17 protein-coding genes are annotated in these 18,738 nt (G+C 63.4%); all 17 read right to left on the bottom strand.

From position 1 onward, the window contains the following. The gene (locus IPP03_16455; protein ID MBL0354159.1) at positions 1 to 915 is read right to left on the bottom strand and encodes a UDP-3-O-acyl-N-acetylglucosamine deacetylase; all 915 of its coding nucleotides are present in this window, start codon (positions 913 to 915) and stop codon (positions 1 to 3) included. A 78-nt stretch (positions 916 to 993) separates the two neighbouring features. After that, positions 994 to 2,175: a cell division protein FtsZ gene (gene ftsZ / locus IPP03_16450; protein MBL0354158.1), complete on the bottom strand. Its 1,182-nt coding sequence runs from the start codon at positions 2,173 to 2,175 to the stop codon at positions 994 to 996. A gap of 32 nt (positions 2,176 to 2,207) precedes the next feature. Further along, entirely contained in the window at positions 2,208 to 3,437 is a 1,230-nt protein-coding gene (ftsA, locus tag IPP03_16445) for a cell division protein FtsA (GenBank protein MBL0354157.1), read from the bottom strand. A 4-nt stretch (positions 3,438 to 3,441) separates the two neighbouring features. Continuing rightward, positions 3,442 to 4,182: a cell division protein FtsQ/DivIB gene (locus IPP03_16440; protein MBL0354156.1), complete on the bottom strand. Its 741-nt coding sequence runs from the start codon at positions 4,180 to 4,182 to the stop codon at positions 3,442 to 3,444. An 8-nt stretch (positions 4,183 to 4,190) separates the two neighbouring features. Continuing rightward, complete coding sequence (locus tag IPP03_16435; GenBank protein MBL0354155.1) at positions 4,191 to 5,108, bottom strand: D-alanine--D-alanine ligase; 918 nt, start codon at positions 5,106 to 5,108, stop codon at positions 4,191 to 4,193. Beyond that, positions 5,101 to 6,495 (bottom strand): UDP-N-acetylmuramate--L-alanine ligase, encoded by a 1,395-nt coding sequence (locus IPP03_16430; protein MBL0354154.1) that lies wholly within the window; start codon positions 6,493 to 6,495, stop codon positions 5,101 to 5,103. The genes IPP03_16435 and IPP03_16430 overlap by 8 nt, the downstream gene beginning before the upstream one ends. Then, the gene (gene murG, locus IPP03_16425) at positions 6,492 to 7,550 is read right to left on the bottom strand and encodes an undecaprenyldiphospho-muramoylpentapeptide beta-N-acetylglucosaminyltransferase (GenBank protein MBL0354153.1); all 1,059 of its coding nucleotides are present in this window, start codon (positions 7,548 to 7,550) and stop codon (positions 6,492 to 6,494) included. The genes IPP03_16430 and murG overlap by 4 nt, the downstream gene beginning before the upstream one ends. A 121-nt stretch (positions 7,551 to 7,671) precedes the next feature. Continuing rightward, complete coding sequence (gene ftsW, locus IPP03_16420; GenBank protein MBL0354152.1) at positions 7,672 to 8,835, bottom strand: putative lipid II flippase FtsW; 1,164 nt, start codon at positions 8,833 to 8,835, stop codon at positions 7,672 to 7,674. After that, entirely contained in the window at positions 8,832 to 10,184 is a 1,353-nt protein-coding gene (gene murD, locus IPP03_16415; protein MBL0354151.1) for a UDP-N-acetylmuramoyl-L-alanine--D-glutamate ligase, read from the bottom strand. Before murD ends, ftsW begins: the two co-directional genes overlap by 4 nt. Further along, positions 10,184 to 11,287 carry a phospho-N-acetylmuramoyl-pentapeptide-transferase gene (locus tag IPP03_16410; protein MBL0354150.1) on the bottom strand — a complete coding sequence of 368 codons (1,104 nt, stop codon included), beginning with the start codon at positions 11,285 to 11,287 and terminating at the stop codon, positions 10,184 to 10,186. Before IPP03_16410 ends, murD begins: the two co-directional genes overlap by 1 nt. Continuing rightward, positions 11,287 to 12,645 carry a UDP-N-acetylmuramoyl-tripeptide--D-alanyl-D-alanine ligase gene (gene murF, locus IPP03_16405; GenBank protein ID MBL0354149.1) on the bottom strand — a complete coding sequence of 453 codons (1,359 nt, stop codon included), beginning with the start codon at positions 12,643 to 12,645 and terminating at the stop codon, positions 11,287 to 11,289. The genes IPP03_16410 and murF overlap by 1 nt, the downstream gene beginning before the upstream one ends. Then, positions 12,645 to 14,123 (bottom strand): UDP-N-acetylmuramoyl-L-alanyl-D-glutamate--2,6-diaminopimelate ligase, encoded by a 1,479-nt coding sequence (locus IPP03_16400; protein MBL0354148.1) that lies wholly within the window; start codon positions 14,121 to 14,123, stop codon positions 12,645 to 12,647. Before IPP03_16400 ends, murF begins: the two co-directional genes overlap by 1 nt. After that, positions 14,120 to 15,868 carry a penicillin-binding protein 2 gene (locus IPP03_16395; GenBank protein MBL0354147.1) on the bottom strand — a complete coding sequence of 583 codons (1,749 nt, stop codon included), beginning with the start codon at positions 15,866 to 15,868 and terminating at the stop codon, positions 14,120 to 14,122. The genes IPP03_16400 and IPP03_16395 overlap by 4 nt, the downstream gene beginning before the upstream one ends. Further along, positions 15,868 to 16,170 (bottom strand): cell division protein FtsL, encoded by a 303-nt coding sequence (gene ftsL, locus IPP03_16390; GenBank protein ID MBL0354146.1) that lies wholly within the window; start codon positions 16,168 to 16,170, stop codon positions 15,868 to 15,870. The genes IPP03_16395 and ftsL overlap by 1 nt, the downstream gene beginning before the upstream one ends. Further along, on the bottom strand, positions 16,170 to 17,096 hold the full coding sequence (gene rsmH, locus IPP03_16385) for a 16S rRNA (cytosine(1402)-N(4))-methyltransferase RsmH (protein MBL0354145.1): 927 nt from the start codon (positions 17,094 to 17,096) through the stop codon (positions 16,170 to 16,172). The genes ftsL and rsmH overlap by 1 nt, the downstream gene beginning before the upstream one ends. After that, a complete protein-coding gene (gene mraZ / locus IPP03_16380; GenBank protein ID MBL0354144.1) occupies positions 17,093 to 17,539 on the bottom strand; it encodes a division/cell wall cluster transcriptional repressor MraZ in 447 nt (148 codons plus the stop codon). The genes rsmH and mraZ overlap by 4 nt, the downstream gene beginning before the upstream one ends. Before the next feature lie 486 nt (positions 17,540 to 18,025). Next, positions 18,026 to 18,730 (bottom strand): DsbC family protein, encoded by a 705-nt coding sequence (locus IPP03_16375; GenBank protein MBL0354143.1) that lies wholly within the window; start codon positions 18,728 to 18,730, stop codon positions 18,026 to 18,028. Between the last annotated feature and the right edge of the window lie 8 nt (positions 18,731 to 18,738).

Below are 18,738 nucleotides of genomic sequence, written 5' to 3'. Positions count from 1 at the left end.
CTATGCGAGCTGGTTTAGCCAGCGCGTCACGCTTGCCGGCGCCCGCTCGACCTGTTCGAAGGTCACCAATTCCCAGGAATCGCGCCGATTGAGGAGTTCGCGGGCAAGCATGTTGTTGAGCGCATGTCCTCCCTTGTGCGACGAATAAGCCGCCAGCAGTGGATGGCCGAGCAGGTAAAGATCACCCACGGCGTCGAGAATCTTGTGCTTGACGAACTCGTCGCCGTAGCGCAGCCCGTCCTGGTTGAGAACGCGAAATTCGTCGAGAACGATTGCGTTTTCCAGTCCGCCGCCGAGGGCGAGGCCACTTTCACGCAGGTATTCGACTTCCTGCATGAACCCGAAGGTACGTGCGCGGGCTACTTCACGAACATAGGAATGCTCTGCGAAATCGATTTCGGACTTCTGCGCCGACTTGTCGATCGCCGGATGATTGAAGGTGATCGAAAAGGTCAGCTTGTAGCCATCATAAGGCTCGAAACGCGCCCACTTGTCGCCATCGCGAACCTCGACGGGCTTAGTGATGCGAATGAACTTCTTGGCGGCGTTCTGCTCCTCTATGCCTGCCGACTGAATCAGGAAGACAAACGGTGAAGCCGAGCCATCGAGGATGGGCACTTCCGGGGCATCCAGATCGACCCAGGCATTATCGATCCCGAGGCCGGCAAATGCCGACATCAGGTGCTCAACCGTACCAACCTTGACTCCTGCCTTTTCCAGGCACGAACACATCCGCGTATCGCCGACCATGAAGGCGGTGGCGGGAATATCCACTGGTTCCGGCAGATCCGTGCGCCGGAAGACGATCCCGCTGTTCGCGGCGGCCGGACGGAGAGTCATGTTGACCTTGACGCCCCCATGCAGGCCGACGCCGGAGGCGCGGATAACGGTCTTGAGTGTGCGTTGCTTGAGCATGCGGGTGCTTGAATAATCGGGGGCGGCGCATTGTAACACAATGCGCAGCCGCCCTTTTCAGAGGTGTCTTATTGCCGCTCAGTCAGCCTGCTTGCGCAGAAAGGCCGGAATGTCGTAGCGATCCACTCCGCTGTTGGCCAGCGCTTCGACCGTCACGTTGCGCTGCCCGCGGCGGACAACCGTTGGGACATCGTAGTTTGCAAAGTCGCTTGCGGAAGACGGCGTGAAAGCCACGGCATCGCCCGTCCCGGTTGCCATCTGGAGAATCGGCGTGACCATCGAGATCGACTGACGAGCACGGGCGCTGGTCTGGCCGAGGCCGGTTGCCACTACCGTGACCCGCAGGGCATCGTCCATCATCTCGTCGTAAACCGCGCCGAAGATGATGTGCGCGTCCTCGGCGGCAAATGCCTTGACGGTGTTCATCACTTCGTTGACTTCCTTCATCCTCAGGCCGCCTTTGGCTGCGGTGATGTTAACCAGTACCCCCTTGGCGCCTGAAAGGTTGACACCTTCCAGCAGCGGTGAGGCGACCGCCTGTTCGGCGGCGATGCGGGCCCGGTCGACACCGGCTGCCGAGGCGGAACCCATCATGGCGCGACCCATTTCGCCCATCACCGTGCGCACATCCTCGAAGTCGACGTTGACCAGACCCGGGTAGGTAATGATTTCAGCGATGCCGCCAACTGCATTCTTCAGCACATCGTCGGCTGCCTTGAAGCAGTGATCGACGTCTGCGTCGTCACCCATGACCTCCATCAACTTGTCGTTAAGGATGACGATCAGGGAATCGACGTGCTTGGAAAACTCGATGATTCCCGTCTCGGCGGCCTTCATCCGCTTGTTGCCCTCGAAGCTGAATGGCTTGGTCACGACGCCGACAGTGAGGATCCCCATTTCGCGGGCAATTTCGGCCACCACCGGGGCGGCGCCGGTGCCTGTCCCACCACCCATGCCGGCGGTGATGAAGGCCATGTGCGCGCCTTGCAGCGACTCGCGGATTTCTTCGCGATGCGCTTCGGCGGCCGCCTGACCGACTTCCGGCTTGGCGCCTGCGCCGAGGCCCGTGGTGCCGAGAGCCAGCTTGCTGGTCGCTGTATTGCGGCCAAGCGCCTGCGCATCGGTATTGGCGGCGATGAACTCGACGCCGCTGACCCCCTCCTGAATCATGTGCTCGATGGCATTGCCACCCGCGCCTCCGACACCGAACACCTTGATGATCGTGCCGTACTCTTCGTCCTTCTCGATGATTTCAAACATGACTTCCTCCTCTAAAAATACACAAAAAAATATCAAAAGTTCTTGGCAAACCACGACTTCATGCCATCAAAGACATCCTTGACGTTCTGCTTCTCCTTTATCTTCTGGCCGCGCTTGCGCTGCGCCTGCGCTTCGAGCAGCAGGCCGAAGGCTGTCGAGAAGCGTGGACACTGCACGACATCGGCCAGGCTGCCCGTGTATTTCGGGCTACCGAGGCGCAGCGGCATGTGAAAAATTTCCTCGCCCAGTTCGACCATGCCTGGCATCACGCTGGCACCACCGGTGAGGACGATGCCGGACGACAATACCTCTTCGAAGCCGGCGCGACGCAGTTCGTTCTGGATCAATTCGTAGAGTTCCTCGACCCGTGGCTGGATCACATCAGCCAGGGCACGGCCGGTCAATTTCTTGCTCGGACGGTCGTCGACCCCGGCGACTTCCATGCTTTTCGCATGGTCGGCGAGATGCGACAGTGCGCAGCCATACTTGCACTTGATATGCTCAGCCTCGCGTGTCGGCGTGCGGAACGCCATTGCTATGTCGTTGGTGATCTGGTCGCCGGCGATCGGGATCACCGAGGTATAGCGGATGGCGCCCTGCGTCCACACCGCCAGATCGGTCGTGCCGCCGCCGATGTCGATCAGGCAGACACCGAGATCCTTCTCGTCCTCGGACAGCACCGCGTAGCTGGAAGACAACGGCTGCAGCACAAGATCATTGACCTCCAGCCCGCAACGACGCACGCACTTGACGATATTCTGGGCCGCTGACACCGCCCCGGTGACGATATGCGTCTTGACCTCGAGGCGCATGCCGCTCATGCCGATCGGCTCACGGATGCCGTCCTGACCGTCAATGACGAATTCCTGGGTCAGGATGTGCAGAATTTCCTGGTCAGCCGGGATCGGCATCGCCTTGGCCGTCTCGATGACGCGTTCGACGTCGCTCGGCGTGACTTCCTTGTCCTTGATCGCCACCATGCCGTGCGAGTTGAAACTCTTGATGTGGCTGCCAGCGATCCCGGTATACACGTCCTTCACCTTGCAGTCGGCCATCAGTTCGACCTCCTGCACGACGCGACTGATCGCATGCACGGTTTCCTCGATGTTGACCACGACGCCCTTCTTGAGGCCGCGAGAATCCTGAGAGCCCATGCCTATCACATTGAGGCGGCCTTCCTGGTTGATCTCGGCAACCAGCGCGACAATCGTCGAAGTTCCGATGTCCAGTCCGACAATCAGATCCTTGTTATCCCTGCTCATATGCCTACTTTCCCTTGACATCACCGGCGACTCGCATCGCAAATCCGTTCGGATACCGCAAATCCACAACCGAGGGCTGAACCTGCCGCCTGCCCACCGTCTCGGGATAGGCCTCGATGAAGCGTTGCAAGCGTACTGCTACCGGTGATTTCGGTTGCTCCCTGCCCATCTCGACCACCATTCCGCTTTCCAGCTTCAATTGCCACGCCAAGCGCGGCGACAACGTTACCTGCACCGGCTTCTGCCCGAGTGGCTTGAGATTGCCGACAAATTCCCCGTAGCGCTTGAGCACTTCCGGTGCGGTCCCCGATGGGCCGTAGAGCAATGGCAGGACGGCCATTTCGGCTGCCGGGGCCTTCGCCGCGAAGACCTCGCCGAAGGTATTGACCAGTTCGCCCCGTCCCTCGCCCCAGCGAGCCAGTGGACGGTGTTCCTCGATTTTCACCTCCAGGCCGGCAGGCCACACGCGCCGCAGTTCGACCTTGCGCACCCAGGGCAGTCTCTCCAGCGTGCCCCGCACCTCCTCCAGATTGAGGCTGAAGAAGTTGCCTTTCAGCGCCGCCGGCAGCACCTGCTCGAGTTCCACCCGTCGCGTGTGCGGCAGTTCCTGGACGAACACCACCTGGCGCACCGGCAGCGATGGCACACGCACCAGCCATACCGCTCCCGCCACGAGCAACGCCGCCGCTGCCGCGAGAATCAGCAGGTCGGCGATGGCATTGAGGATGTGCGGTTTGTTCCACATTCACGGTCTCAGTCGTTGGCTGCCAGTTCCAGCACCCTGAGCACCAGCGTCGGGTAGTCCATTCCCGCCGCCAGCGCCGCCATCGGCACCAGCGAGTGGTCGGTCATGCCAGGGCAAGTGTTCACTTCCAGAAAGTAGTGATTGCCGTCTTCATCGAGAAGAAAGTCGACCCGCCCCCAGCCCCGGCCACCAATGACGCGGAAGGCCTCGAGCGCGCCCCTGCGGATTTCTGCGTCCATAGCCTCCGGCAACCCGCAGGGGCAGAGATAGCGGGTATCGTCGCGGCTGTATTTGGCCTGGTAATCGTAAAACTCCGTGGCCGGCTCGATCTTGATCGTCGGCAACGCAATCATGTCATCACCGGAACCGACAATACCCACCGTGTATTCCCCACCCATCACGCCCTTCTCGGCGATGACCAGCGGATCATGTATTGCCGCTTCGGCGTAGGCGAGGTGGAGCTTGTTCCGTTCCTTGACCTTGCTGATGCCGATCGACGAACCCTCGCGTGCCGGCTTCACGAAGATCGGCAACCCGAGTTCCTCCTCGACATCGGCAAAGTCGGAATCGGCGGTCAACAAAGCGTACTCGGGCACCGGCAGACCAGCCGCCTGCCACAGCAGTTTGGTGCGGAACTTGTCCATGCCGAGCGCCGAAGCCATGACGCCGGATCCGGTGTAGGGGATGTGCATCAATTCGAGCGCACCCTGGATCGTGCCGTCCTCGCCGTGCCGACCATGCAGCACGATGAAGGCGCGGTCGTAGCCCTTGAGCGCTTCGAGCGGCTGCGTCGCTGGGTCGAAGGCATGGGCAGCGACGCCCTGCCCCTGCAGCGCGGCCAGCACGCGCGATCCGCTGTTGAGCGACACCTCGCGCTCGGCGGAGGTGCCGCCGAGAAGCACTGCAACCTTGCCGAAATCACTCATTGGCGCCCCCTACCTTGGCCGGTACCGCACCGATCGAGCCAGCGCCCATGCACAACACGATGTCGCCATCACAGGCGACATCCATGATGGCTTGCGGCATCGCCGCGATATCCTCGACGAACACCGGCTCCACCTTGCCGGCGACGCGCACGGCGCGGGCCAGCGAACGGCCGTCGGCGGCGACGATCGGCGCTTCGCCGGCAGCATAGATTTCAGCCAGCAATAGCGCGTCGACCGTGGACAGCACCTTGACGAAATCCTCGAAGCAATCGCGCGTCCGTGTGTAGCGGTGCGGCTGGAAGGCCAGCACCAGCCGGCGACCGGGGAACGCCCCGCGCGCCGCGGCCAGCGTGGCCGCCATTTCGACCGGGTGATGACCGTAGTCGTCGACCAGCGTACAACTGCCGCCTGACGGCAAGGCCACCTCGCCGTAACGCTGAAAGCGGCGACCCACCCCCTTGAACTCGGCGAGCGCCTTGACGATGGCGGCGTCGGGCACCTGCACCTCGGTCGCAACCGCGATGGCGGCCAAGGCATTCAGGACATTGTGCAGGCCCGGGGTATTGAGCGTGATCGGCAGGCGCGTCACCGACCCATTGACCCGCACACACTCGAAGCGCATCCGGCCGTCGGCGGCCACAATGTTATCGGCGTACAAATTGCAGTCGGGTGCCAGGCCGTAGGTGACAATCTGTCTGGAAACCCGGGGCATGATGGCGCGCAAGTTCGCGTCGTCGGCGCAGAGTACGGCGACACCGTAGAAGGGCAGCCGGTTCAGGAATTCGACGAAGGCGCTCTTCAGCCGCTCGAAGTCATGGCCGTAAGTCTCCATGTGGTCAGCGTCAATGTTGGTGACCACCGAGATGACTGGCGACAGAAAGAGGAAGGAGGCATCCGACTCGTCCGCCTCGGCCACGATGAAATCGCCGCTCCCCAGACGGGCATTGGCGCCAGCCGCGTTCAGGCGGCCACCGATGACGAAGGTCGGATCGATGCCGCCCTCGGCGAGGATGCTGGTTACCAGGCTGGTCGTGGTCGTCTTGCCGTGGGTTCCGGCGATGGCGATACCCTGCTTCAGGCGCATCAGCTCAGCCAGCATCTGGGCGCGCGGGACAACAGGGATCTGCCGTTCACGGGCAGCGATCACCTCCGGGTTGTCGGCCTTGACCGCCGTCGAGACGACCACGGCGTCGGCCCCGGCGATGTTCTCCGCAGCATGACCGATGGTTACCCTGATGCCTTCAACCTCGAGGCGGCGCGTCGTTGCGCTGACGACCAGGTCGGAGCCACTCACCGTGTAGCTGAGGTGGGCAAGAACCTCGGCGATGCCGCTCATCCCTGAGCCACCAACACCGACAAAGTGGATGTGCTTGACCTTGTGCTTCATTTTGCCACCACGGCGCAGACGGTCGCGAGTTCTTCCGTGGCTTCGGGCCTCGCCAGGCTGCGCGCTTTCTCGGCCATTTCCAGCAGTTGACCGCGGCTGTAGTTACGGATCAACGCAATCGCCTCCGGCGTCAGGTCGGCCTGCGGAAGAAGAAAGGCACCGCCGACGTTGACCAGGAACCTCGCGTTGCCGGCCTGGTGATCGTCGACAGCGTGCGGGAAGGGGACCAGGATGCTCGCCACGCCCGCCGCTGCCAGTTCCGCCACGGTCAGCGCGCCGGAACGACAGATGACCAGATCGGCCCACTCATAGGCACCGGCCATGTCCTCGATGAATGAGACGCAGTGCGCCTGGACACCGACGGCTGCGTAATTGGCCTTGAGCGCCTCGAGATGCTTCTCGCCGGCTTGATGGACGATTTGCGGCTGCTCGTCCGCGCCCAGCAGGCCCATTCCCAGCGGGACCGTCTCGTTCAGCGCCTGCGCCCCGAGGCTGCCGCCGATCACCAGCAGGCGCAGCGCGCCGGTCCGTTGCGCAAAGCGCTCGGCCGGCGGTGCCATGGTCGCGATTTCCGGGCGCACCGGGTTACCCACCCAACTGCCAGCCTTGAACACGTCCGGGAAGCCGGTAAGAATGCGGTCGGCGACGCCGGCCAGAACCCGGTTGGCCAGTCCGGCGACCGAATTCTGTTCATGCAGGACCAGCGGTCTGCCCAGCAGGGCTGCCATCATTCCCCCCGGGAAGGTAATGTAGCCGCCCATGCCGAGAACCACGTTGGGATTGACTTTGCGGATCACCTTCTGAGCCTGCCAGAAGCCGCGTAACAGATTGAGCGGCAACAGCAGCTTGCGCAGCAGGCCCTTGCCGCGCAACGCGGCAAATTTTATCCAGACCATCTCGAAACCGTGCAGCGGCACAAGGCGCGCCTCCATGCCGTCGGGATTGCCCAGCCAGTAGACATTCCAGCCGCGCCCGCGCATCTTTTCGGCAACAGCGAGGGCCGGAAAGATATGCCCACCGGTCCCGCCAGCCATCACGAGAAGTGTCTGGGTCATATTTTCCCACCTCGCATGAGCTGCCTGTTTTGTCTCCGGCCGCGCTGCGCGCTTAACGCCGGCTGCGCTGGGTAGGCCTGCGACGAAAGCGCCAACTGATGCGAATACATGCAGAGCTTCCTCACAACTTGCCTCCACGCATCAATTGGCGATTTTCCCAATCAACCCTGAGCAGGATTGCCAGCGCGACGCAATTGGCGAGGATGCCGGAGCCGCCGAAACTCATCAGCGGCAGGGTCAGGCCCTTGGTCGGCAGCAGGCCCATGTTGACGCCCATGTTGATGAAGGACTGGACACCGATCCAGATGCCGACACCCATGGCAACCAGCGCCGGAAAGAGGCGGTCGAGCTGGACGCTCTGGCGGCCGATGGCGAAGGCGCGCTGCACGATCAGGGCAAACAGGGCGATCACCGCCAGCACCCCAAAGAAACCCAGTTCCTCGGCGATCACCGCGAGCAGGAAGTCGGTATGCGCTTCCGGCAGGTAGAACAACTTTTCGACGCTGGCGCCAAGGCCGACGCCGAATAGTTCGCCGCGCCCGAAGGCGATCAGCGAATGCGAAAGCTGGTAGCCGCGCCCGTAGGCGTCGGCCCATGGATCCATGAAGCCGAATACGCGGTCGCGCCGGTAGGGCGAGACGATAATCAGCACGGCAAACGCTACCAGCAGGCCGACGATCAGCAAGGCGAACAGGCGCGCCTTGAGCCCGCCAAGGAACAGAATGCCCATGGCGATCGCGATGATGACGACGAAGGCGCCGAAATCGGGCTCCTTGAGCAGCAGCATGCCGACCACGGCCATCGCGCTGAACATTGGCAGGAAGGCCTGCTTGAGATCGTGCATGACGTTGATCTTGCGCACCGTGTAGTCGGCGGTATAGAGAACAGCGAACAGCTTCATCAGCTCCGAAGGTTGCAGGTTGACGATGCCGAGAGGCAGCCAGCGCCGCGCGCCATTGACGTCGCGACCAATACCGGGGATCAGCACGATCGCCAGCAGGGCGACGCCGATCATGAAGAGCATTGGCGCGTAGCGCTGCCAGACTTTCATCGGAACCTGAAAGGAAATCGCGGCGGCGGCTATTCCGATCGCCAGGAAGATCGCGTGGCGGATCAGGTAGTAGGTCGGCTGATGGCCGGTGGCGCGGCCGGCCTCGGCAATCGCGATCGATGCCGAGTAGACCATGACCATGCCGGCAAACAACAGCAGCAGGACGGTCCACAACAGGGCGTAGTCGATCTCGGGCAACTGGCGGCGCGGCGCGTCGAGGGTGTTGAGCATCATGATGGCAGGCCCCTCACCGCAGTCACGAAGGCGGCCGCCCGCTCAGCATAGTTGTCGTACATGTCGAGGCTGGAACAGGCGGGTGACAACAATACGCAATCGCCGCACCTCGCCTCGCCGGCCAGCCAGCGCACGGCCGTCTCCATGTCATCGGCACGCCGCATCGGCAACCCGCAGCCGCCGAGTGCCGCCTCGATCATCTCGGCGGCGCTGCCAATCAGGGCCACCGCCCGGCCATGCTTCCTGAGTGCTGGCAGCAGCGGACCGAAGTCCTGTCCCTTGCCTTCGCCACCGAGCACGATGGCCACCTTGCACCCAAGACCTTCGACTGCGGCGAGCGTCGCGCCGACGTTGGTGCCCTTGGAGTCATCGACATAGCGGACCCCGGCGATCTCAGCTACCGGTTCGACGCGGTGCGGCAGGCCGGTAAACGACTTGAGCGGCTCGACCAGCCTTTCGGGTGCGACGCCGATGGCATCGGACAGGGCAAGCGCCGCCAGCGCGTTCGCGACATTGTGCAACCCGGCCAGTTTCAAGGTGTCGATCGAAACAAGCGGCTTATTGCCCTTGCACAGCGCCCCGCCGCTCAGTCCGTAGTCGACTGCGCGCGGCGCGGCGTCGAGCCCGAAGGTCAGCATCCGGCGCCCACAGCGCCCGTTAGCCATCGACCAGTCATCGTTGCGATTGAGGATCATCGCCCCACTACCCTGGAAGATGCGCGACTTGGCTGCGGCGTAGGTCGCCAGGCTGCCGCCGTAGCGATCGAGGTGATCCTCGGAAACATTGAGGACGGTCGCCGCATCGGCATTCAACCGATGCGTCGTTTCAAGCTGGAAACTGGACAGTTCCACGACCCAGACCTGCGGCAGCCGGCCGGCGTCCAGCGCATCCATCAGCGCATCGAGCGCCGACGGCGAGATGTTGCCGCAGGCGACGGCCGCCACGCCGGCACCGTTGAGCAGATGGGCGGTTAGCGCCGTGGTCGTGGTCTTGCCATTGCTGCCGGTGATGGCGATGATCTGCGAGCCCGGCGCCTGCTCGCGCACACCGGCGGCGAACAACTCGATTTCCGAAACAATCGGCGCGTCGACCGCAACGATCTCGGGCGTCGCCTTGGGCACCCCGGGTGAGAGCGCGACGAGGTCGACACCGGCGAAAGTCGTCGCCGCGAACGGACCGGCGATCAACTCGGCATCCGGTGCGATACGGGCCAGCGCATCGCGATTCGGCGGGTTGTCGCGCGAATCGGCGACGCGGACGAACGCGCCCTGGCGATGTAGCCACTTGGCCATCGCCAGTCCGGACTCGCCGAGCCCGGCCACCAGAACATGTTTACCCTTGAGTTCCATCAGCGCAACTTCAGCGACGAAAGCCCGATCAGCACGAGCATGATGGTGATGATCCAGAAACGGACGACGACCTGCGTTTCCTTCCAGCCGCTTTGTTCGAAATGGTGATGCAGCGGTGCCATGCGCAGGATGCGCCGGCCCTCGCCGTATCTCTTCTTGGTGTATTTGAAATACGAGACCTGCAGCATCACCGACAGCGTCTCGACGACGAAGACGCCGCCCATGATGACCAGTACGATCTCCTGGCGAATGATCACGGCGACCGTGCCGAGCGCGGCGCCCAGCGAAAGTGCCCCGACATCGCCCATGAACACTTCGGCGGGATAGGCATTGAACCACAGGAAGCCGAGCCCGGCGCCGGCGATCGAGCCGAGCAGGATGCACAATTCGCCGGCTCCCGGCACGTAGGGAATCAGCAGGTATTTGGCGTAGACCGCGTGGCCGGTCACGTAGGCGAAGAGCACAAAGGCGCCGGCGATCATGACGGTGGGCATGATAGCGAGACCGTCGAGGCCATCGGTGAGGTTGACCGCATTGCTGGTGCCGACAATCACGAAATAGGTCAGGGTGATGAAGCCGACGACCCCGAGCGGGTAGGCGATGGTCTTGAAGAAGGGCACGATCAGTTCGGTCTGCGCTCCGGATTTGGCCGAGAAGGCGAGAAACAGGGCGGCGCCGATGCCGAGCAGCGATTGCCAAAAGTATTTCCAGCGCGCGGCCAGCCCCCTGGGATCGCGGTACACGACCTTCTTCCAGTCGTCGTACCAGCCGACGATGCCGTAGCCGAGCGTGACGATGAGCACCGTCCATACGTACTTGTTGCTCAGGTCGCCCCATAGCAGGGTGGTGATGGCGATCGCGATCAGGATCATTACGCCGCCCATGGTCGGCGTCCCGGATTTGACGAGGTGAGTATCCGGCCCGTCGCTGCGCACCGCCTGCCCGATCTTCCTGGCGGCCAGCCAGCGGATGACCCGCGGGCCGGTGGCGAAAGAAATCAGCAGCGCCGTCATCGCCGCCAGCACCGTGCGCAACGTGATGTAGTTGAAGACGTTGAAGAAGCGGACGTCCTGGGCCAGCCATTGAGTCAGCGCGAGCAGCATCAGTCTCTCCCCTCGCCGACGATGGCATCCGCCACGCGCTCCATCTTCATGAACCGCGAACCCTTGACCAGCACCGTGGTTTCCGGCCCCAATTCCTTGTTGACCGCGGCAATCAGCTTTTCGATGTCGCAGAAATGCCGGGCGCCCTCGCCAAAGTTGCGCACCGCCTGCTGGCTGGCATCGCCGAACGCCAGCAGACGGTCGATTCCCTGGCTCTTGGCGTAGCCGCCGATCTCGTCGTGATACTGGCCGCTGGCTTCGCCGATTTCGCCCATGTCGCCGAGGACGAGAACCTTGCGTCCGACCGTGGCGGCCAGTACGTCGATCCCGGCGCGCACCGAGTCGGGATTGGCATTGTAGGTATCGTCGAGCACCACCGCGCCGGCGCGCCCCTGACGCCGCTGCAGGCGCCCCTTGAGGCCGGCGAACCCCTCGAGGCCGGCCGTCACGGCCGCCAGGGGGATTCCGGCGGCGAGACAGGCAGCAGCCGCGGCCAGCGCGTTGCGCGCATTGTGGCGCCCCGGCACCGCCAGCTTCAGTTCGGCCCTGCCTTCCGGCGCCTGGAGACTCAGGCGCGTCGTCAGTCCCTGCTGGCGAACGCCGGCCCGCACGACGGCAGCGTGCTCGATGCCGAATGTGCGCAGCAGATGGCTTCCCGCCATCATCCGCCAGAGATCGGCATAGGCATCATCGGCGTTGACCACCGCCACGCCACCGTCGGCGAGCCCGGCGAAGATGCTGCCTTTTTCGCGGGCGACCTCGTTCATGTCGCCCATCCCTTCGAGGTGAGCCCGCTGTGCGTTGGTCACCACCGCGACCGTCGGGGCGCCAAGCGGCGCCAGATAGGCGATTTCACCGGGGTGACTCATGCCCATCTCGATGACGGCCGCCCGATGGCTGGGGTCGAGTCCAAGCAAGGTCAATGGCAAACCTATATCGTTGTTCAGATTGCCGCGCGTCACCAGTACGGCATCGCCAAACTCGCTCCTGAGAATGGCGGCGATCATTTCCTTGGTCGTCGTCTTGCCGTTCGAACCGGTCACGGCAATGACCGGAATTTCAAAGCGGGCGCGCCAGGCGGCAGCCATTCGGCCCAAGGCAAGCCGCGTATCGGGGACGACCAACGCCGATGTACCCACCGGTATGCGCGCCCCCTCCGCCACCAGCAGCGCACCGGCGCCCGCTGCAACGGCCTGTTCGAGAAAGTCGTGGCCGTCGAAACGCTCGCCGCGCAGCGCCACGAACAATTGCCCGGCGCCGATGCCGCGCGTGTCGGTGGACACGCCGGCAATCGCCTGATCCCGGCCGCTCAGGACGCCGCCGATGGCGCGCTGGATTCCGGAAAGCTGCCAGTTCATCATGCCACCACCCGCGGACATTCCCGACGCAAGGCAAGCGCGGCCCGGGCCTGGTCGACATCGGAGAACGGCGCCCGGACCCCGGCGACCTCCTGGTAGGGCTCATGTCCCTTGCCGGCAAGCAGTACGATATCGTTGACACCGGCGCCGGCGATGGCGCGGCGGATGGCAACGGATCGGTCGACGATGGACTCGACCGGCGACATGCCAGCCTGGATGTCGGCAATGATGCGCGCCGGGTCCTCGCCACGCGGGTTATCGCTGGTCAGCACCACGCGATCGGCCAGCCGGGCGGCAACCTCACCCATCTGCGGTCGCTTGCCGCGGTCGCGGTCGCCACCGCAGCCGAAAACGACACAGAGGCTTCCATTGCGCGCCTGCGCCACACGGCGCAACGCCCGCAGGACATTCTCCAGCGCATCCGGGCTGTGCGCGTAATCGACGATGATCAGCGGCTCGCCGGCACCGCCCAGGCGCTCCATCCGACCGGCCGGAGGGGTCAGCGCCGACAGTCGGCGGGCAACTTCTCCGGCATCGATTCCGGCATCATGGAGTACCGCTGCCGCAGCCAGCAGGTTGCCTACGTTGTAGCGCCCGAGAAGGCAGGTATGGACCTTGGCGCGCCCGCCCGGCAGCACCAGATTGAAGTGCTGCCCACCCGGCGTCGCGACCAGATTCTCGGCCCGCACCGCCGCGCCGCCCGTCGTCGCCGGATCGCCGATGCCGTAGCCGAGAACAGTGCGCGCGGTCGTTTCACGCATCAGCTTGCGGCCCATTTCGTCGTCGGCATTGATAATCGCCGCGCGCAAGCCTGGCCAGGCAAATAGGCGTCGCTTCGCCGACGCATACGCTTCCATGCTGCCGTGGTAGTCGAGGTGGTCGCGGGTTAAATTGGTGAACACCGCAACATCGACCCGTGCGCCGTTCAAGCGTCCCTCCACGATGCCAATCGAACTGGCTTCAAGTGCGCAGGCCTCGGCCCCGGCACTCCGGAAGCCGGCCAGCAGGCGCATCAGGGTCGTCGCTTCCGGCGTCGTGAAGCCGGTATCCGCGAGCGCGCCCTGAAAGCCGGCGCCGAGCGTGCCGATGACCGCACACTTGCGGGCGTGGGCGCGGGCAATGAACTGGCTGACCGTGGTCTTGCCGTTGGTACCGGTAACGGCGATCAGCGAGAGCTTGGCACTCGGCTCGCCACAGACCAGATGCGCCAGCGGACCGGCGAGCGCCCGTAGCCCGTCGACTTGCAAGTTAGCCGCGGTCCACGCCGGATTCCAGGCAAAATTTCCGTTTCCCTGCCAGAGCACTGCAACGGCCCCGCGCTCGATGGCGTCGCCGATGTAACGGCGTCCATCGGCGAGGTCGCCCGGATAGGCGAGGAAGATGTGTCCGGGACGCACCTGACGGCTGTCATCGGCCACTCCCACGGCGACGATGCCGCGCGCTGCCAGACGGTCGAGAATCTTGCGTGGAGCGTTCACAGCCGCCCCTTCCCGGTCGCCGCATCGGCCACCTGAACCGGATCGTCGGGCGGAATTCCAAGCGTGCGCAGGGAGCCGCCCATGATCTGCGAGAACACCGGGCCGGCAACGTCACCCCCATAATGTGCGCCACCCGTCGGCTCGTCGATCATCACCGCCACCACCAGTCGCGGATCACTAATCGGCGCCAGGCCGACGAACGAGGCGACGTACTTCCTGACATAGACGCCGCCCTCGATCTTGTAGGCCGTACCCGTCTTGCCACCGACCCGGTAGCCGGGCACCCGGGCCTTGGGCGCGGTCCCTTCCGGCTGCACTGCCATTTCCAGCATGGTGCGGATCTCGCGCGCCGTCTGCTGCGAAAAGACGCGAGTGCCGTGCGCCGGCGGCTCGTCGTTGCGGATCAGGGTCACCGGGACTGTCTCGCCGTCACGCGCGAAAATGGCATAGGCGCGCGCCAACTGGATCAGGCTGACCGATATGCCATGTCCATAGGACATCGTCGCCTGTTCGATCGGCCGCCAGTTCTTCCACGGCCGCAGGCGACCATGCACCTCGCCGGGGAACCCGAGATTGGGCGCCTGGCCGAAGCCGACGCTGTCGAACATTTCCCACATCTCCTTGGGCGGGAAACCGAGTGCAATCTTGACCGTGCCGACGTTCGACGATTTCTGGACCACCTGCGCCACGGTCAGGGCGCCGTGGGGATGCGCATCGGATATGGTCGCCGAGCCGATGGTCAGCCTGCCCGGCGCGCAGTTGATCACGGTATCCGGCCGCACCTTGCCGCGTTCGAGGGCCAGCGCGGCGGTGAATGGCTTCATCACCGACCCCGGCTCGAAGGTATCGGTAATCGCCCGGTTGCGCAGTTGGGCCCCGGAGAGATGCTCGCGATTGTTCGGATTGTAGGACGGCAGATTGACCAGCGCGAGGATCTCGCCGTTCCGTGTATCGAGGACGATGGCGCCGCCCGCCTTGGCGTTGTGCTTCTCGACCGCCGCCTTGAGCTGGCTGTACGCCAGATACTGGATCTTCGAATCGAGCGCCAGGCGAACGTCCCTGCCATCCTGGGGCGGCTTCAGCGCTCCTATGTCCTCGACGATGTTGCCGCGGCGGTCGCGGATCACGGTACGGCTGCCGTGGCGCCCGATCAGACTCGGCTGATAGGCCAGTTCGACCCCTTCAAGCCCCCTGTCGTCCACGCCGGTAAAACCGACGATGTGCGCCGTCATGTCGCCTGTAGGGTAGTAACGACGATATTCCTTTTCCTGATGCACGCCCGGCAGCTTCAATGCGGTGATGCGGTCGGCGGTTTCCGGCGGAACCTGGCGTTTGATGAAAACGAATGTCTTTTCCGGGGCAATCTTGCCATCCAAATCACGGACGCCCATGTCGAGCAGCGCGGCCAGTTGCCGCTTCTGCTCCGCACTCATGGTCCGCGCGTCGCCGGGGATTGCCCAGATCGACTTCATCGGCGTCGACACGGCCAGCATGTCGCCGTTGCGGTCGACGATCTTGCCGCGTAAGGCAGAAACCTCAATATCGCGGCGGTAGCGCGATTCGCCTTTCTCTTGCAGGAAGTCGTTGTTGATGACCTGCAAATAGAAGCTGCGCCCGACCAGCGCCGCGAAGGCGCCCATCAACAGCAGGCCGACCATGCGCGAGCGCCAGCCCTGCAAGGCCAGTTGCAGCACCGGGCTCTCGGTGAACCGGTGGCCGCGTTGAGTGCGCCGACGGATGGCCATCAGCGCCCCCCCTGCTTCGCCGGCCTGGGTGCCGACTTCGGTACCGGCTTGTCGATCACTCTGCCAATCGCATCCGGCGTTACCATGCGCAGTCGGTCACGGGCGATCTGCTCGACCCGCGGATGGGTCGCCCAGGTCGATAGCTCGAGCTGCAGTTGTCCATATTCGATGTCCAGTTGACGCACGCGCTCCTGCTCTCCTTCCAGCGCCTGGAAGAGCTTGCGCGCACGGTGCTGGGAGGTCACGGCGCCCAATGCGCAAACGACGGCGATCAGAAGAAGGATCATGTTGAAACGGACCATCAGATCTTCTCGGCTATCCGCATCACCGCACTGCGCGCCCGAGGGTTGGCACCAACCTCGGCGGCGGAAGCCTTGACCGCCTTACCGACCAGGCGCAGCTTTGGCGCCGGCAACTGGTCGGCGCGCAACGGAAGGCTTTTGGGGAGCGAGTCGGCCGTCGACTGCTCGCGCATGAAGTTCTTGACAATGCGGTCCTCGAGCGAATGGAAGCAAATCACCACCAGCCGCCCGCCTGGCCTGAGCAGTTGGACAGCCTGCGGCAAGGCTAGCGCCAGCTGGCCGAGTTCCTGATTGATATGAATCCGTAGAGCTTGAAAGCTGCGCGTCGCCGCGTCCTGCCCTGGCTCACGGGTGCGCACGGCCGAGCGTACGAGTGCCGCAAACTGGCCTGTTGTGACAACAGGCTGTTCGAGCCGAGCAGCCACAACCTTCTTTGCAATCTGGAAAGCAAACCGTTCTTCGCCATAGTTCCTGATGACCTCCGTAATTTCCCTTGTTTCCGCCCGTGCCAGCCATTCGGCCGCCGTCTCGCCGCGCGTCGTGTCCATGCGCATATCGAGCGGCGCATCGTGGCGGAAGCTGAAGCCGCGCTCCCCCTCGTCGATCTGCGGGGACGACACTCCGATGTCGAACAGCACCCCATCGACTTCCGCAACGCCAGCCTCGCGCGCCGCCCCGGCAATCTCGCCGAAGGCGCGATGCGCCAGGTGAAACCGCGGATCGTTGATGGCTTGCCCGGCAGCAATTGCCATCGGGTCGCGGTCGACCGCCAGCAGGCGGCCCTTTTCATTGAGGCGTTCGAGGATGCGCCGGCTGTGGCCACCGCGCCCGAAGGTGGCATCGAGGTAGACGCCTTCAGCTCTTATCGCCAGTGCCTCCACCGCCTCTTCGAGCAGTACAGTTACATGGGCCGAACCGCGCGTCACAGCACCAGCTCACCGAGACCGGGCGGCAAGTCACCCGCAAGCGCTTCCGCCGCCAGTTCATTCTGCCGCTTCCAGCCGGCCTCGCTCCAGATCTCGAAGTGCGATCCCATGCCAACCAGGTAGACCGTCTTCTCGAACTGGGCATATTCGCGCAACTCGGGGGCGACAAGGATACGCCCGGCGGAATCGAGTTCCTCGGTACGCGCGTTGCCGACCAGCACACGCTTGATCGAAGCGGTCCGCGGATCAAGGCTGGAAACTTTGAGGAACTGGTCACGGATCGGCTGCCAGGCCGGCGACGGGTAAAGGAGGAGGCAGTGGTGCGGGTGCGCTGTCAGGACGAGCGAGCCCTCGCCAGCGGCGAGCAGGCTTTCGCGATGCCTTGCCGGTATGGCAAGCCGCCCCTTCGCATCCAGACTGAGTGCCGCCGCCCCCTCGAACATTCCGACTTCGCTCCCTTTTTTCCCACTTTTCTACACATTTTCCCACTTTAGGACATGAGAGAACCTCAGTCAAGAACGAAATTCCGATTTATCCATTTGCAACAATGACTTAGGCGATGTTTTACAAGTTTGCGACTTAAAAATATCCATAAAAATCAAAGGCTGCGTATAAACTCTTAATGTAATTTATAAGGATTTGGGCGCCTTTTTGCCTGGCGATGACGCCATGCGGTCGCTGCTGAAGTAGAAGTGGATTTTGAGCAAGGCTGCGAGTCGACCGCAGCCATGCGCGGGAGATTCGTCGCTGGACGCCCCGGCGTAAGGAGTCGCGAGGGGCGTGGCCCAAGCGCGCGGCGCCAAGGAGCAAAGTCAGGTCGTCGACCTGCCCCGATCCCAGAATTTCTCAAGCCCCGTTCGCCCCCACGCGGGAGCGAGAAAGCCGGGCCACCCCACGGAATTCGCAGGCTGGCCCGGTGAAGGAAAGCCTTACTTCAACTGGCCGAGCTTCTGCTCGATCTTCGCCAGCGGCATTGCGCCCGGCACACGCTCGCCATCGGCGAAAAATATCGTCGGCGTTCCGCTGATGCCGAGGCGACGCCCATACTCCTGATTCTTGACGATAGCCGCAGTGTCGCAATCGTCCTTGCCGGCCGGTGCGCGCCCTTCGACCATCCAGTCGTTCCACGCCTTGGCGCGATCGACGGAACACCAGATCTGCTTTGACTTCCTGATCGAATCCTCGGACAGGATAGGGTAAAGGAAGGTGTAGATCGTCACATTGTCCAGCTTCTGAATTTCCTTGGCCAAACGCTTGCAATAACCGCAGTTGGGGTCCTCAAAGGTGGCCATGACTCGCTTGCCATCGCCGCGCACCTGCTTGATGGCCCGGTCCAGCGGCAGTTCGGAAAACTTTATCGCGGTCAGCTTGCGCATGCGCTCCTCGGTGACGTTCTTCATCGTCTTGCCGTCAATCAACTGGCCGCCGGCGATGAATGCCGTCATCTTCTCATCAGTATAAAGGATGCTGCCTTCCGAATAGACTTCGTAAAGACCGAGATAACCCGACTTGGTCACGCTCTCGACCTTGGCCCCGAGCTTGGACTCCATTACCCTCTTCATGTCGGCCTCGTCAGCGTTGACTGTCGCGATGAACATCGAGGCAAGCGCGAGTGGCAAGAGTTTCTTCAGCATTCAATTCT

The sequence above is a fragment of the Candidatus Dechloromonas phosphoritropha genome (assembly GCA_016722705.1).
Lineage (GTDB): Bacteria > Pseudomonadota > Gammaproteobacteria > Burkholderiales > Rhodocyclaceae > Azonexus > Azonexus phosphoritrophus.
This window is presented reverse-complemented; position numbering and strand designations above follow the sequence as displayed.

Coding starts and splice junctions, on each gene's coding strand:
- IPP03_16455 (MBL0354159.1), bottom strand. CDS start 915: ATGCTCAAGCAACGCACACTCAAGACCGTTATCCGCGCCTCCGGCGTC.
- ftsZ (MBL0354158.1), bottom strand. CDS start 2,175: ATGTTTGAAATCATCGAGAAGGACGAAGAGTACGGCACGATCATCAAG.
- ftsA (MBL0354157.1), bottom strand. CDS start 3,437: ATGAGCAGGGATAACAAGGATCTGATTGTCGGACTGGACATCGGAACT.
- IPP03_16440 (MBL0354156.1), bottom strand. CDS start 4,182: ATGTGGAACAAACCGCACATCCTCAATGCCATCGCCGACCTGCTGATT.
- IPP03_16435 (MBL0354155.1), bottom strand. CDS start 5,108: ATGAGTGATTTCGGCAAGGTTGCAGTGCTTCTCGGCGGCACCTCCGCC.
- IPP03_16430 (MBL0354154.1), bottom strand. CDS start 6,495: ATGAAGCACAAGGTCAAGCACATCCACTTTGTCGGTGTTGGTGGCTCA.
- murG (MBL0354153.1), bottom strand. CDS start 7,550: ATGACCCAGACACTTCTCGTGATGGCTGGCGGGACCGGTGGGCATATC.
- ftsW (MBL0354152.1), bottom strand. CDS start 8,835: ATGATGCTCAACACCCTCGACGCGCCGCGCCGCCAGTTGCCCGAGATC.
- murD (MBL0354151.1), bottom strand. CDS start 10,184: ATGGAACTCAAGGGTAAACATGTTCTGGTGGCCGGGCTCGGCGAGTCC.
- IPP03_16410 (MBL0354150.1), bottom strand. CDS start 11,287: ATGCTGCTCGCGCTGACTCAATGGCTGGCCCAGGACGTCCGCTTCTTC.
- murF (MBL0354149.1), bottom strand. CDS start 12,645: ATGAACTGGCAGCTTTCCGGAATCCAGCGCGCCATCGGCGGCGTCCTG.
- IPP03_16395 (MBL0354147.1), bottom strand. CDS start 15,868: ATGGCCATCCGTCGGCGCACTCAACGCGGCCACCGGTTCACCGAGAGC.
- ftsL (MBL0354146.1), bottom strand. CDS start 16,170: ATGGTCCGTTTCAACATGATCCTTCTTCTGATCGCCGTCGTTTGCGCA.
- mraZ (MBL0354144.1), bottom strand. CDS start 17,539: ATGTTCGAGGGGGCGGCGGCACTCAGTCTGGATGCGAAGGGGCGGCTT.
- IPP03_16375 (MBL0354143.1), bottom strand. CDS start 18,730: ATGCTGAAGAAACTCTTGCCACTCGCGCTTGCCTCGATGTTCATCGCG.